At 32.6% G+C, this 15,274-nt stretch carries 11 protein-coding genes; all 11 read left to right on the top strand.

The window, feature by feature from the left end; all coding sequences use genetic code 11:
* Positions 1–12: 12 nt before the first annotated feature.
* The gene (locus NCC77_RS08010) at positions 13–5,865 is read left to right on the top strand and encodes a vWA domain-containing protein (RefSeq protein ID WP_250835110.1); all 5,853 of its coding nucleotides are present in this window, start codon (positions 13–15) and stop codon (positions 5,863–5,865) included.
* An 89-nt stretch (positions 5,866–5,954) separates the two neighbouring features.
* Positions 5,955–7,109, top strand: coding sequence for a DUF8818 domain-containing protein (locus NCC77_RS08005; RefSeq protein WP_250835109.1), 1,155 nt, complete (start codon positions 5,955–5,957; stop codon positions 7,107–7,109).
* Positions 7,110–7,135: 26 nt separating this feature from the next.
* Positions 7,136–7,504, top strand: coding sequence for a tail fiber assembly protein (locus tag NCC77_RS08000; protein WP_250835108.1), 369 nt, complete (start codon positions 7,136–7,138; stop codon positions 7,502–7,504).
* Positions 7,505–7,569: 65 nt separating this feature from the next.
* Positions 7,570–8,442, top strand: coding sequence for a DUF5977 domain-containing protein (locus NCC77_RS07995; protein ID WP_250835107.1), 873 nt, complete (start codon positions 7,570–7,572; stop codon positions 8,440–8,442).
* A 3-nt stretch (positions 8,443–8,445) separates the two neighbouring features.
* Complete coding sequence (locus tag NCC77_RS07990; protein WP_250835106.1) at positions 8,446–9,591, top strand: DUF5977 domain-containing protein; 1,146 nt, start codon at positions 8,446–8,448, stop codon at positions 9,589–9,591.
* Positions 9,592–9,601: 10 nt separating this feature from the next.
* On the top strand, positions 9,602–9,943 hold the full coding sequence (locus tag NCC77_RS07985; RefSeq protein ID WP_250835105.1) for an SET domain-containing protein-lysine N-methyltransferase: 342 nt from the start codon (positions 9,602–9,604) through the stop codon (positions 9,941–9,943).
* Between the two features lie 20 nt (positions 9,944–9,963).
* Complete coding sequence (locus NCC77_RS07980; RefSeq protein ID WP_250835104.1) at positions 9,964–11,826, top strand: hypothetical protein; 1,863 nt, start codon at positions 9,964–9,966, stop codon at positions 11,824–11,826.
* Between the two features lie 29 nt (positions 11,827–11,855).
* Positions 11,856–12,317 carry a hypothetical protein gene (locus NCC77_RS07975; protein ID WP_250835103.1) on the top strand — a complete coding sequence of 154 codons (462 nt, stop codon included), beginning with the start codon at positions 11,856–11,858 and terminating at the stop codon, positions 12,315–12,317.
* Positions 12,318–12,319: 2 nt separating this feature from the next.
* Positions 12,320–13,948: a fibronectin type III domain-containing protein gene (locus NCC77_RS07970; RefSeq protein WP_250835102.1), complete on the top strand. Its 1,629-nt coding sequence runs from the start codon at positions 12,320–12,322 to the stop codon at positions 13,946–13,948.
* 62 nt (positions 13,949–14,010) lie between these two features.
* A complete protein-coding gene (locus NCC77_RS07965; RefSeq protein ID WP_250835101.1) occupies positions 14,011–14,478 on the top strand; it encodes a hypothetical protein in 468 nt (155 codons plus the stop codon).
* Between the two features lie 2 nt (positions 14,479–14,480).
* A partial coding sequence (locus NCC77_RS07960; RefSeq protein ID WP_250835100.1) for a leucine-rich repeat protein occupies positions 14,481–15,274 on the top strand: 794 nt, incomplete at its 3' end.

Below are 15,274 nucleotides of genomic sequence, written 5' to 3'. Positions count from 1 at the left end.
ATAAGAAAAAAAATGAGTTCTATAAATCTTCAGGAAAGCCAGCTCTCGGGCTGTGCAACTTATGTAGCAATTGTAGTCGACGAATCTGGTTCGATCAATGGAAGCGAAGCACAGCAAATCCGTGACGGGCTAACTTCATTTATCAATTCTCAGGCACAAAGTAATATTACACTTTCGTTAATCGGAATGTCTAACAGCGATACCGCTGTTAGACTCGATAACGTTATCCAGAAAAAAATTGCGAGTAATCGTCAGGATTTTATTAATTGGATTGATTTATATGGTCTTGGAAATGAAAGCATACAATCAGATTATTGGGCTTCTGGTTTAAATGTTGCCAAAAATTTATCTGTTACTCCAGATATCGTTTTTGTAGTCACTGACGGTCTGCAAGTCAATAATTCTGAGTTTTTAAAAAATCTGTTTACTGAGCTCAATCTTAGCTCGAAAGTTTTTGTGTACGGAGTAACAAGCTCGTTTGATACTATTGAAGAACTAACTACACCGCTGACAAACTTTTTAGGAAGAACACCAATTTTAAAAAATGATCAAACATCTGCTTTAGATTCAGATTACATTAGAGTACCCGATTTCAACACTTTAGGTATTGAATTGAATAGACTTGCAAAAAAATTATCCGATTTACAAATTGGCTGTTTCCCTAGCGTAAGCATTATTGATGACAAGTTAGCTTATCCCTCTTTAAAGAAAGGAATTAAAATTAGTAAACAATGCGGAACTTTAGTCCTAAAAAACAAAAGTCGAGTTGCACTGACTTTAAGTGGTGGAACAAAAATTCATAGAGAAAAAAATCTAAACGGTCTTACTTTTAAGCTTGACAATTCGGTAACAATTCCAGGAAAATCTGAAGTAGAAGTTCCAATTCGAATTGAGGGAAAAGCTTTAGCGCTTGGTCATTTTTCAGCTCTAGTAGATGTAAACAGTGTTTTTAATCCTTTAGGAATTAAGATTGATTTTAATGTCGGTAGAGAATCAGCAATCATTGATATTTCTTCAGAAAAAACAAACCTGCAATCAGCCTATTTACAAATCGCAGCAGCAGGTTCAAGAGGAATTGACAGTACAAAAGGAATTCATCTTCGATGGATGCTAAATGGTAAACTGGGAGAAAATCACCTTCCAAAAGGCGAATTGTTCGATGGAGAAAATTCTAATTCTAGTTTTAATAAACCTGATGACTTTGTAAAAGTCTACAGAGCACCTTACATAAAAATCAGCCAAACAGTAGATTTATCCCAAAATCCAAATGTTGTTGACAACAAAAAAGCACTTTGGATTTATAAAACAGGAAATCCGCAAAGATCTGTTTATGTTAATTTTAAAGATGATAAAAAATATAAATTAATTAAACTGGGCATCGATCCATTAACTAATCCTGTTGCTTTTATGCAAGCTTATGGAAATAGTTTGATTGAGATTGAAACGAAGACCGATTTATTTTTTGCGGCTGAATTAAGTTTTTCATCTTCAAATACTTCAAAAAGTGTAAAGTTGGAAACTTTATCTGTTGCTGAAAACAAAATCACAGCTTCTAAAAATGTTAGCAGTCGTAAAACATATAACTCAGAGCAATTAAACAATAAGATTCGTGTAGTTGCTGAAAATGGAAGAAGTATTCGATTTAAAGCCAATTATTGCCTTTTAAATGCTATTCAATTTGAGTTTTATTCGGATTTCATTACTAATGCGAATGCTAACGGAGACTGGATTTTAAAAGGAAAATATGGTCTTGACACAGATGATTTTAAAGTTTTTGAACAACTTGAACCAAAATTAAACGCTGTTCATGGAAAATGGTTGAAATTTAATGATGGTGAATATGTAAACATTAAAAACTATAAAGCAAAATGGAACAGACTAACTGCTGAAGATGATATTACTGACGAAAACATCAAAGATATTGTACTGAAATATATTGATTTAAGTAAATCAGGTAATTCTAGAGCAGAAAAAAATATTCCTTTTGGTGATCGTATCCCTATCAATGACCCAAAAGATGGAGAAGTTCAGGAATACGCTGATAATTTAACCGAAATATCGTATCTAGATCTTTTGAATATTGCTGCAAACGATTATCACGTTGCACGTATGTTAGGTTTGGGCTGTTTAGATCTTGATGAAGAAGTTTATAATGGCGAGTACATTTACTTAACAGAATACACCACTTTTGGAAGTTTAGAAGATGGCATAGAAGGAAAAGAAATGCAACATCTTTCAATGAGTATTCCAACTTCTGTCCATACAGAACGTATGCCTCTTCCTGTGCAGTTAAGCAAAATTGTTCCAGGATTAAATGTTGATTCTGATGAAAATCCAAATAACAGAATTACAACTCCTGAAGGCTACAGTTTTGACGGAAAAAAAAGGTACGTGAGCTTGTTTATGGATGATATCATGGATTATGATACTGTAACTACAAATCCTAATTCAAAAAATGACTTTTTCAAATCTTCTTTAGAATATGATGGAAGTACTTTTACTTTCCCTGTTTATTTAGGAATTGACCACAAAATTGCTTCTGAAACAACATGGAAAAATCCAGAATTGTCACATGATGTTGAATACAAAAGTGTCAATCAAAATCTAAAGGAATCAGAATTTGAAACTGTTCCAATTAACATTCCTGAGCCTGGAAAATCTGTTTTAAATGCTATTCAGGAACAAACTGGAGAAAACACCTATATCTATCAAGGATATGGAATTAATATTTTCTCTAGAGCCACATCTGGACGTCAAATTAGTATCAAATCTGATATCAAACCAGCCAATAATCTAATGCCTCCGAGCAATATGAATGCTCTTTTGGTTACAGAAGAAAATCCGTTATTGTTCACTTCTCAATCAGAACAACAACTATTAGGTAAGATTACAAGTGCAGACAAAACATTAATCAGAATCATGTTTGATTATTATTCTGGTCAGGAATTGTTAAGCTATTCTGTTCCGGAAGGAATGTCTGTTGATACAGCTGTGAATGATGCTACATCAATTTTTCCTGATGCTGAAGAAATATTGGCAGATCATTTTAAACTGTATTACAAAGACGGACTTCCAGAAGTTGAATATGGTGAAATTGAAATTATTGACAACGATACTGCCAATAACCTTACTGCAATTGTAAAAATAAGAGAGTATAAAATTATCAGTAGTGGTCAGCAGGTCAAAATTGGATTAGATAATGCAAATAAAACAAGATTTGCTGGAGGGATTTTAACTATTGGAGATCAAAATTATATCATTCAAAATATCGAAGTTAAACTTAAAAAAGATGAAAATTCTAAGGATGTTTTTGATTATGCTTTAATTGAAGTACTTAAAAAGGAAGTAACTGACAAACTACATGCTGATGGAGATGCAACGATAGATTCTGAGCAGATTCAAAATATTGAACTTCCAGAAAGCAGATTGTGTACACTAGTGCAAAATATGCAGACAGCTTCTAACTGGCATCAGCCTCAAATTGATTTTACTGTTCAATATCCTGAAAGTTTAAATGCCATTCATCGTGAAGCTGTTGATCACACTAACGAAAATGGAAAAAATCTACAAGTAGAAAAAACAAGAGGGCTTTGGAATAAAGCGGTAATTGAAAGAGTTTTTGAAGATTCTTATGAAATGGATGAAAATGGAGAATACAAAGTAAATGAAGAAGGCAATCTGATTCCGTTGCTAAGTGAAAGAAAACATTTAGGATTATATAAAGTTATTTTCAGAAACTTTAGTTTACCTCAGCATCCTCAATTCAAATCTGAGAAAGAAAACTCTGTGGAATGGTCAAATGGTATTGTCAGACTATTTACAAAAAGTGCTTTCAAAGAAGGAAATCCTGTTCCTGTAAAATCGAGAAAAGAGTTTAAGGTTTATAAAACCGAAAATATTGGTACAACTGGAAATCTAGTCTTATATATTGACGATCCTGATTTTAAACTTGGTAATTACGTCACACAAACCATGGCGGAGGACTATGATGAAATTTTAGGTGCAGAAGACGGCCCTCGTACAAAAAATGGTTCGTCAAGTTACCCTAACGATTATGTATCTCAGTCTGTAAACTACTATCCGAGTTACAAAGTTTATTTGTACGCAGATCCTCTTTCGGGAATTACAAAAGAAAATATTCAGCCAAGAGAAAATGAAAGTACGCACTACTCTAGTTTTGGAATCAGTACATATTCAAAACTAGCTATCGGTTACAAATCAAAAATTAGTATTCCTTGCCCAATGTATGCTGTCAAGGTTGAGAAAACTGAAAAACCTGAAGAGATTATTGGAGGCAGTTTGTATGCAACATGTCCAGATTTTTACAATCGTTCGACTTTTACTTTCACTACTAAGTATAATAAAGAACGAAAACCTTATGGGCTTTTACATTACAGAGCTAATGACGAAGATTTGTTGAATGTTTTATACCAACCGACAACCGTAAGTACAATTCGTGAAGAATTGAACAAATTGGGCGGTAATGATGAAATTGATTTCAACAAACGATGGGCAGACTTTTTAGATTTTAATGGACTTGCTACGAGAGGCGAATATGACGTTTTTCCAAAAAATAATCCTGAAGAAAATTATCAGTTTCCAATGCCTGACAATGATGAGTTTATAGCACTAATTAATGATTTTATTAACTGGCATAACAGCACTTTAGATATAAATGCAAAAAAAGCAGAAGTAATTACTTCAATAGAATCACTTAATCAGGTTCTTATTTCTAAAGACGAAGGAGTTCAGGAACCGATGCTAGCAGTTTATTTTATCGAACAAGCCATTTATAATGCTTTTGTTCCATTAACGGAAGTACCTGTAATTTATGAGTATATCAAGGATGATAAATATGTGCCTGTTAATAAAAAACAGACTATTAAAGATAAAAATGGAAATGCTTTAAAGCCAACTGACACCGATTTTGACATTGCACCTATGATGAAAATGGTTAACGAAAGTGAAAACAGAGTCCAATTTACTGATTTCAATTTAGATGGAAACTCGCAAAATATCTATTTCTATGCTGTTCGTGAAATGGACATTAAAATGAATTTTGGAGAGTTCAGTGACCTTTTAGGACCTGTAAAATTAGTAGCTTCTACTCCACCAAAAACTCCTGAAATAAAAAGGATTATGCCAATTCTTGAAAATCAGGTGTTAGGAATTAAACCTGCTGTTCAGATTGAATTAAATGCATATCAACCAGAGTACAAAATCAGGAAAATTAATATTTATCGCGCGAATACAATGCTTGATGCGCAATCGATAAGAACGATGAAATTGGCTAAAGAAATTGTAATTGATGAAGATACTTTATCTGCTGATTTTGAAAATGTATGGACTGTTTACGACGATTTGGAAGATTTGGAAGAAGTTCCTTTTGGCGATGGTCTTTTCTACAGAATCACAGTTTCTAAACAAATTGAGTATGCTGATCCAGAATCAACAACAGAAAATCCAATTATAAATATTGATTATACTCCGTCACAGCCTTCAAAAATTACAGCAACAGTTATTGTTGATAATGTTTCACCTGAATCACCTGTTTTAGAAGCCTCTGGAACTGTCTCAGGAATAAATGGAGAAATGTTTACTTCTGTAGTTTTCAACTGGGAGAAAACAGTTTATAATGGAAAATATCATTTATACAAAATGAACCGTCAAGGGAATTGGGAGAAAATTCATGAAATTTCAACAAATCTCAAAAATGTTGCCTTACCCCTTCAGCAGACAAAATTAAAAACGGATGAATTGATTATTAAAAATGAAGACGGAGACAGAATCTATCATCATTTTAAAGTACTCTCAGAAAACTCATCAGGCATGTTAAGCAACGATGAAAAAATCCTAACTCTTTAAAAATTAATAAATACCAATGAATCAAATCATTGGTATTTATTTCGGGTCTCATTAAAATATTTAAAAGCAAAGAAATAAAACTAAATAAAATGGCAACAAGCAGAAATGACTTTCACAACAAATTCAACAATGGAGATATTCCGTCGCACTTTGACTTTGTCGAAATTTTTGACAATTTCGTTCATAGAGACGATGACAAGGCCAATTTTCAAATGGTCGAAACAGGAACAGATAATCAGCATTATATTACTCCGGCACTTTTAAAAGCTGCATTTCAAAATGCAGGAATTATTGCGGGTAATTGTTATGTTCCTTACAAAGAATTTCAAGATAATTTTTCAGGATCATCTATTCAACTAGATTCTGCTCCTATTGCAGACAGTGCTAAAGTCTATAAAAACGGACAATTATTAAAGGAAATTGAAGATTATAATTTAAACTACGACAGTGGCGTACTTACTTTTACTGCTCCAATAAGCGGTCGAAATATTGAAATAAATTATTGGTCAAAAAATACGGATATTGAATCTGAAGGATCTGATTATAATCCGATTCTTGGAAGTTTATCAATTCCTTACAAAGAGAACTTTGACGAAGAAACTTTTAACAATGATAAAATCACTTTAAAAGAAATACCTGTAAAAGATAGTATTAGGATCTATAAAAATGGCCAGCTCCTTAGAGAAGGTGTAGGTAAAGATTATGCTGTAGATTATAATAATGGTAGTATCACATTCTCTGCCGTAATAAGCGATCGTAATATCGAAGTTGATTATTGGTACAAAAGCACTGTCACTTTATCAGATTTAGAACTAAACACCAAATACGTTGACTTAACAACATCCCAGACAATTGGAGGAAATAAAACTTTTACAGAAGCGGTTGAAGGTAAGAGCTTTATTAAAACTGGCGGAACTTCTAGTCAGTTTTTAATGGCAGATGGTTCTGTATCAACTTCTCCAGGTTCTGATTATGATGCAGGGCACTTTATTAGCATACTTTCTTCTGGAGGTTACCAAAAATTTAGTAATGGACTAATACTGCAATGGGCATATTTAACAAATAATTCCACTTCTTACACTTTTCCGTTAACCTGGCCTAATCGTGCTTTGAGCGTTGTTTTGTCTACCATTAGAGACAGTTCTGGAAGTAAAGGCTTTAACCATGTACACAAAATTACATCAACGTCATATTCTGCAGTGATTGATGGAGATAAGGGTTACATGTTCGCCATTGGGTATTAATCAAAAAATTAAAAAAATCAAAAATTATGTATAAAGGAACATATAACGAAAACGGAGATTACACAGGTTTTTATGTTGAAGGAATTCATGAAAATATTCCTAAACCCAATATTGAATTAACCGAAGAAGAATGGCAACAAGGATTGTCAAAAAATTATAAAGTAATTGAAGGCAAACATACTTATTCTCCTTTTGTTCAAAATAAAGAAGAACTTTTAATAAACTTAAGAACCACTAGAAATACGCTTTTAATGGATAGTGATTGGACACAAGTCGAAGATGCACCACTTTCTGAAGAGAAAAAAATGGCATGGAAAAATTATAGACAAGAACTAAGGGATTTAACAGATTTAGCCAGTAGTGCATCAATTGATTGGCCAGTAAAGCCAGTCTAAAAAATAATCATTTATAATTCTCAAATGATTATAAAATCCAATAACTATTCTTTATTAAAATAAATATGGAAGAAAATATAACATACAAACCTTTCGCTTATATCGATCAATATAGCCCAGCAGAAGGAACAACGGTTTATTATAATACTGAAAAGACTTTAGCCGTAAAAAAGAATGATTGCTCCTACGGAACATCTGGAAACCTAGTTACTTTAACAGCTCCCGCTAATAAATTTGCTTCAACTATAAGTGTTGCAGATGCAGATCTGCAAGCTCAATCATGGCTAAATGCAAATGCGCAAGCTTATGCCAATAATACTGGAATTTGTACTATTAGAAGTACAGCATGGCGAGGAGAAAACCCGTCTTGTGTATTAGAACCATCAACAGCTTTGTTGCCTTTTGATTATATGATAATCAGATACAAATGGGCATTGGGCGCAGGTAGTGATTTGGATACTTTTACTGGGTTTGTCAACACAGGAACAGAATGGGATAATAAATATATGGGATTTGGTCATGGCAATGGAACTGAATTACCACAAAACAGCACAGCTATGCAATCCTACATTATGTATGCTGGAGACAATAGAAAAGATAACGGAGTTGAAGCTTGCCTAATCAATTTCGATAAACTTCTCTCAGACTATACTTCTTTAAAATCAGTTCCCGTTAGGATGGCTACAGCTTGGTTTGGTGAAATCGGAACAGGTAATATCGATGTCGAAATTACAACATACTCTGGAGGAACAATGCAAAAGGTAGATGCAGACTATGATTTCATCAACATTGGAGGCTCACAGGTACAACAGCTTACCTTTTCTAAAAACATTCCTAAACCACCTTCTTGGGTAAATGATATTGATCAAGTACCAAACATTGGATATATAACTTACGATAAAGACACTTCTACAGCGAAGGTTGCAATAACTTATTAAAATATGGAAAATACAGGATACAAATCTTTTGAAACATTAGAAAGATACTACACAGATGATGGAACATCAACTGGTGAGACTAAACCAAATATCGTTACAGATCCAGATTATATTGCTCCTTTTTTAGATATTGAAAATTGTCCGCCAAGTACAAGATTTTATAATACCAAACAAACCAAAACTATAACTAGAAACAATTGCGGGCCAGGCTATTTGGGAAGCACAGTAACATTAACTGCCAATGCAAACCAATTTGTTTCAAATCAAAGTGAATTAGACGCAAACAACCAAGCAATTGCTTGGTTAGATGCCAATGCGCAGATATATGCTAATAATGTTGGAACATGTGAAATTATTGATAATTCAAACCGTCCTAATGCTCCCATAATTTATAGTACCCTTTTAAGTGATTTAGAAATTAAAGTATTTTGGACTATTCCTGATGATAATGCAGGAGTTACTGTGAACGGATATCAACTTTATAGAAAAGTCGGCTTGAATGGACAATGGTTAAGTCATAGAACCATAAACTCGAGAGATACTACATCATTCACAGACAACCTGTTAAGTTATGAGACCACTTATCATTATAGAATACAAGCCCAAAATACATTAGGAAATTGGTCTATTGATAGCGAACCAACTGCAGTAACAACAGCTGACAGACCTAACTGTTTTGTTGAAGGAACTTTAATTTCATTGTCAGATGGAACGCAATTGCCTATTGAGCAGATTACATTAAACCAAATGTTACTTTCTTCAGAAATTGATTCACTAAATGATACAAATAATGTAAACAATTTATATAAATGGTCTTGCAACTATTTACTAGAAAACCGAATTAAATCTCCTGTTACGGGTATCCTTCCTTTGACTACTCATAAAACAATCATTGTTAATGAAGGATTATTGGAAGCTACGCCAAGTCACTCTCAATTAATTCAGCGCAACGGAATTTGGAAATTTATTCCACTCGAAGATATTGTCGTAGGAGACAATTTGTATAACATCAACAAAGAAATCATTCCTGTGACTTCGGTTGTTATTAATTTAGAAAAGAGAAATATTTATCCTCTAAGTTTGGCTCCTTCTCACACTTATTTTGCAAATGGAATCTTGACTCATAACATAAAACCTATAGATAATTAATATAGGTATTATGCACCCCTTTCGAATAAATACAGAAGATCCTACTAACAACAAAATACATTCTGTAAAAAATATCCCAATCAATGAATTTATTGGAATCTGGGTTACTGACAAACCAACAAGTAAAAAATCGCGATGCTTGTTTCAACCTCAAATGCTAAAAAAGTGGTGGGAAACGGACGATTTAGGTAGATTTTGTAATCATTCTTTTGATCCAAATACAATTATAATACCTTATCCTAATAAGCTAATGTTAAAAGCTTGTAAAATGATAAAAAGTAATGAAGAGATAACTGTTGATTACAGAGAGATAACAAGATTTACGGGATACTTACCATATATGGATTTTTAAAATTAAAAAAATACCACAAAATGAACACAAACCATAATAGAATAAAAGTTGCTGATTTGGAAACAAATGAGCAAAATAAAATTTTAATTACAAACTCCAACGGTGAACTGGAGTTTAGTGACATTAAAGCAGACAGTTACAATGGACTAGATTATACAAAAGAAGGTAAAGCTTTGGATGCTAGGCAGGGGAAAGTTTTAAAAAATTCTTTAGACGATTTACAAAACACTTTTTCTAAAAAAGAAGATACTGCAAATAAAATTCAAGAAATTGAATCAAATAAAAATTCATCAAGTTCCTTTCCTAGTGTTAAGTCTATTTATGATTGGACGAAAAACATTTTTAAAACATGGCTAACAGATATTGAAAATGTTTCTTCTGCAACCTATACTCTGAATGTTGAAAATATTAACAAAAAAACTGTTTTCTCTTCTTCATCTGCTATTTCATTAATTGTTCCTTCTGATTCATCTTTACTATTACCAATCGGTACTAAAAAAGAAATTACAAATAGAGGAACAGGAACAATTACCATTGGAGGAACAGGAATTAATTTTATAACAAATATTCCATTAACTATCACAAATGGAGAATCAAGAGTCTTAACAAAAATCGAATCTGACACATGGGTTGTATCTGGTGGCACAAAAAATTCACCCATGGTAAAAGGCCTTTATTTTGTTTCTTCTACAGGAAATGATTCTACTGCTGAACCCGAGAATCCAAATAAGCCTTATTTAACTTTAGATAGTGCAATAACTTCCTTTTTGGCAGATTCTAATTCTACATACATACAGATTCTTACTCCTACGTCCTTTAATATTAATGTAGCCATGAATAATGGAACTACGAAAAAGTTTGATTTAAGAAGTGAAGTCGCATGTACAATAAATGTAAAATCTGTAAATGTTTACACCGTAAACAGTCAATATTTTAATGTTGACATACCATTGGGAAACATCTATTTTGCGCCACCTACTCTCTCGGCAATTGGTTTCAATAATGCATTTGTAAGTTTAAAATGTAATTTAGTTGAGTTTTCTCAAACCTATCAGTGTGGTGCAGGAAACTCTGCTGATTCTAGCATAATCTGCAATACTTTAAATATTAAAATAACTAATGCAGATGGAATTTTTACAGGAACAGGAGGAAGTCGAAAAATATACATAAAAACAACAAATTTAAATTTTCGCGGTAAAAGCTATTTGGTTGGCACATTTATGAAATTGACCTTAGATTTTGACAATCTGACCCACGATGATTCATTCTTACTTTTAAATAATTCTTTTACAGCTGGAAATATTAATCATGGAAGTATTTCATCAGTAGCCCCTTATGCGAATACAAACTTTAGCTATTTGTATGGCAATAATGTTAGCATTAATTTTAAAGGGAATGCGAATATAAGTTCAAACATAAGCATAAATAGATTTAATTGTAACGGAAGTTGTGTTATAACAGGAATTGCAAGTTTTCCAAATTCAGATCAATTTATTACAGGCAGAAACAACTATCCTGGACTAATGTTTATAGATGCAACAATTACTGCTAAAAATATAATTAAAGGAACTGCCTTAACTAAATTAATAATATTCTCAAATTCTACATTTACTATTCTAGGAGGTTATTTCATCTCATATTTAGAGTTCAACTCCACAACAACTTATGATGAAATAACAGCTGATTTTATAGGCAACAATTACATTATTATCCAAAATGACAATCAATATATCACTTTTGATGAACCATATTGGCCGTCTCTCAATCAACCTACATGGAATATAAAAAATGGTATTTTATTTACAAATGGATTAATCTCTTCTGGAGTAAATATCCTGCGCAGAAATTTAAACCAATATAATTCAGCAACAATTGTAGCCTAAAAACTAATACTCCACTAACAAAAACAAAAATGGATACAAATTATAACAGAATAAAAGTGGCTGATCTAGAAACAAATCAGCCAAATAAAACTTTAGTTACCAATGAAAAAGGTGAATTAACATTTAATGATATTTCCGAAAAAACTTTTAAAACTATCAATGGAGAGTCAATCCTTGGAAGTGGAGATATCGACTTATCCTACAAACAGGATATTTCGAACCAATTAGAAGTAAGTTCAAGTCAAACTATCTCACCCAATTGGCACGGAAAAACTGTATTCTTTACAGCTAACTGCACAATTACAGTACCCAATTCATTGCCTCAAAGTTTCATTTTTAATGGCATTACATTACCAGCAGTAAGCATAACTTGGGCAATTACTGCACCACATACTTGGTTATTTGGAACTCCATCTGTAACAGCCGAAAAGCAGATTTTTACTTTTACAAAAAGAGGAGCTACAAATAGTATTTTATTATTAGGTGTATAATTATGGGAAGCTTATTACTAAACACAGTTTTCGGAAGATCGAATTACAAAGTAAACACTTATATAGGTGGTATTGGTCCCACTATAAATACCCCAGCATTACTTGCTACTAAATTAGGAATTGCAGTTAACAGAATTAAGCTTTTCCGAGTTGTAGGTAATGATATTGAATGTGCTATAATTGGAGGAATGTATGAGGTTAAAGGTTTTAATCACTCGGATATAAGTCAAGTTACTTATTACCGAGATCCAACTGGAATTGTTTCAGGAATTGGCCCTCAAGGTTTTTACAACACTGGATTGATAGAAGGTTATTTTCCAAATGCTACCTACATTTCGTTAGCCGCTTTTGATCAAAATCTTTATCCTAGCGGAAGACCTAAAAATCTTTTAAAGAAATTATATATCCCAGCAGTAACAAGAATTGGTAATACAGCAATAAATGAAAATGTTTTTAGATCTGGAAATCTAAATTCAGGTAAAATATGGGCAAATCCTATATTACAAACAATAAATTCAGGAGGAGTTGAAGGCGATCTGGCATTTTTGGCAACAGGAAATACTGTCGTATATGTTAATGATTTTACAAAGCCAAATACCATTACAAATTTATCTGCAACGTCCATTTATAATACAGGAATCCAACTCAGTTTCACACCTCCAAATTCAATTAACGGGATCGATTTTTATGAAGTATATGTAAATGGCATTTATAAGCAGGATATAAAAAATAGTGGAGATATAATTTCGGGTTTAACTAAAAACACCAATTACAATATCAATTTAATTACAGTTGATAATTTTCATAATAAATCTGTTTTAAGCGCTACCATAAATTTTACAACTGATAATATAAATTTAGATGTAGATGCAGAAAATTTCATAATCGCCTCTCAAAATTACAATTACGTCGATACAATAAACAATTTAGTTGTTTCATTAAAAGTAAATAATCTTTGGAATAAAATACAGGCTGCTTATCCATTTATAGGTAGTACGCAAATTAATCACAAATTTAACCTAAAGAATCCATTAGATACTAATACGGCTTTTCGACTAGTGTTTAATGGTGGAGGCACTCACTCCACTAACGGATACCAAACTAATGGCAGTAATGCTTACGCAAATACTTTTCTAAATGTAAACACTTATCATACATTTTCAAATGCAGGTTTAACAATTGTTTGCGGAACAAATAATGTACCAGCTACAACAAATTCGTATGATTTTGGTGCACAAAAATCAAGCTCTCCATGGGAATGTTACCAAATACATTTGAATCATGGAGCATCAAAAAATAACAACGTATTTGTTCTTGGAACAATCGGTTTGTCAAAAACTGCAATAAATAATGCAAAAGGGATCCATACTATAAGTAAAACCACAAATACGGAGGCAAGTTATTCTAAAAATGGAAATTTTGATACCAGTATAGCAGGTACACAAACTGGAATAGTACCGGCGTTACCATATTTTATTGGTTGCTTAAATAACGGAGGATCTCCTTATGGTTATTCAAATCAAAGAATACAGTTTACGATAATCCATGAAGGATTAACCAATGAAGAAGTTAAAACTTTACACAATATCATTGATGCGTTCGAAAATAGCTTGGGTCGAAAAACTTGGTAAATATGTAAAATCTATTGCAAGAAATTATATATAAAGTAAAATAATATTAGACAAAATATAAAATGAGCACAAATCATAATAGAATAAAAGTAGCTGATCTAGAAATAAATGAGCCTTATAAAATTTTAACTACAAACTCCAATGGCGAATTGGAGTTTACTAACTTAACCTCAGCTCTAGATTTCAAAACAATCAATGGAGAGTCCATTTTTGGCAATGGAAATATCGATTTGTCGAACAAACAGGATGTTTCGAATCAAATAAATGTAATATTACCAGCAACCGTTCAAGATATATGGCATGGAAAAACTGTGAAATTTACTGGTACAGGAACATTAACAATACCAAATTCGTTTATTAACCCAGGAATGTGTTTTGAAGGAATCACAAAAATGGGCACATCATTAAACTGGTCTATTACTGCTCCAAAAACATTTGAATTTGGAACTCCTCCTACAATAACTGAAAAACAGATTTTTACATTTATGCAAAATGATGGCCAGCATTCAATAATGATTTTAGGACTTTAATTATGGGATTACGAAAAACAATATTTGGAAGGGTAAAATCAAAGCCTAATACTTTTATTGGAGGCATTGCTGGAACAATAAATACTCCTGCATTGTTAGCCACAAAAATAGGTGTATCTGCTAGCCAAATTAAAGACTTTAAAGTGGTTGGTAATGATATTCATTTTAAAATAAACATAATTTATCAAATACCATCTAACGCTTTTAATGGAAATACTAGTATTACATATTTTAACGATTCCGAAGGATATGTAAATTCATTAGGAACAAGGTCATTCTATAATTGCACTTCTTTAGAAAGCATTACATTTAATAATGTTACTTCTATTTTAGATTCAGCTTTCTACAACTGTACATCAATAACAAGTTACAATTTTCCTAAAGTTACGACTATTGACAGCCAGTCAAATTATACGCTTGGCACATTCAGGAGCAATACCTCACTGCTTACTTTCTCCGCTCCATTGCTCACCAGCATTACGGGAACTGGAAAATGTTTTGAGGATGCAAGCAAAATGACAGCCTTCTATGCGCCAAATTTAGCAGGAAGCATTGCTGGAGAAAGCTTTAAAGGATGCACGGCATTAAATGAATTTACAGTCGGTCCGATTGCAAGCATAGGTGTCAGCTGTTTTTCAGGCTGTTCTTCTCTAGCTTCTCTGACTTTTGACAGCCTGAATACATTAGCAGGAGTAAACGCATTTATCAACTGCTCAGGTTTAAAATATTTTTCAGCCAATAGCCTGAAAGATATTCCCGCCGGAACTTTTGCAGGCTGCATCAGTTTAGAAAATGT

The sequence above is a fragment of the Flavobacterium tyrosinilyticum genome, from assembly GCF_023656565.1.
Taxonomy (GTDB): Bacteria; Bacteroidota; Bacteroidia; order Flavobacteriales; family Flavobacteriaceae; genus Flavobacterium; species Flavobacterium tyrosinilyticum.
Note: the sequence above shows the minus strand (reverse complement) of the source record. Positions and strands in the feature narration are given on the sequence as shown.

Excerpts from the sequence above, each read along its gene's own strand:
- NCC77_RS08010 (WP_250835110.1), top strand. The coding sequence starts at position 13 with ATGAGTTCTATAAATCTTCAGGAAAGCCAGCTCTCGGGCTGTGCAACT.
- NCC77_RS07975 (WP_250835103.1), top strand. The coding sequence starts at position 11,856 with ATGGATACAAATTATAACAGAATAAAAGTGGCTGATCTAGAAACAAAT.
- NCC77_RS07985 (WP_250835105.1), top strand. The coding sequence starts at position 9,602 with ATGCACCCCTTTCGAATAAATACAGAAGATCCTACTAACAACAAAATA.
- NCC77_RS07990 (WP_250835106.1), top strand. The coding sequence starts at position 8,446 with ATGGAAAATACAGGATACAAATCTTTTGAAACATTAGAAAGATACTAC.
- NCC77_RS07980 (WP_250835104.1), top strand. The coding sequence starts at position 9,964 with ATGAACACAAACCATAATAGAATAAAAGTTGCTGATTTGGAAACAAAT.
- NCC77_RS08005 (WP_250835109.1), top strand. The coding sequence starts at position 5,955 with ATGGCAACAAGCAGAAATGACTTTCACAACAAATTCAACAATGGAGAT.
- NCC77_RS08000 (WP_250835108.1), top strand. The coding sequence starts at position 7,136 with ATGTATAAAGGAACATATAACGAAAACGGAGATTACACAGGTTTTTAT.
- NCC77_RS07995 (WP_250835107.1), top strand. The coding sequence starts at position 7,570 with ATGGAAGAAAATATAACATACAAACCTTTCGCTTATATCGATCAATAT.
- NCC77_RS07970 (WP_250835102.1), top strand. The coding sequence starts at position 12,320 with ATGGGAAGCTTATTACTAAACACAGTTTTCGGAAGATCGAATTACAAA.
- NCC77_RS07965 (WP_250835101.1), top strand. The coding sequence starts at position 14,011 with ATGAGCACAAATCATAATAGAATAAAAGTAGCTGATCTAGAAATAAAT.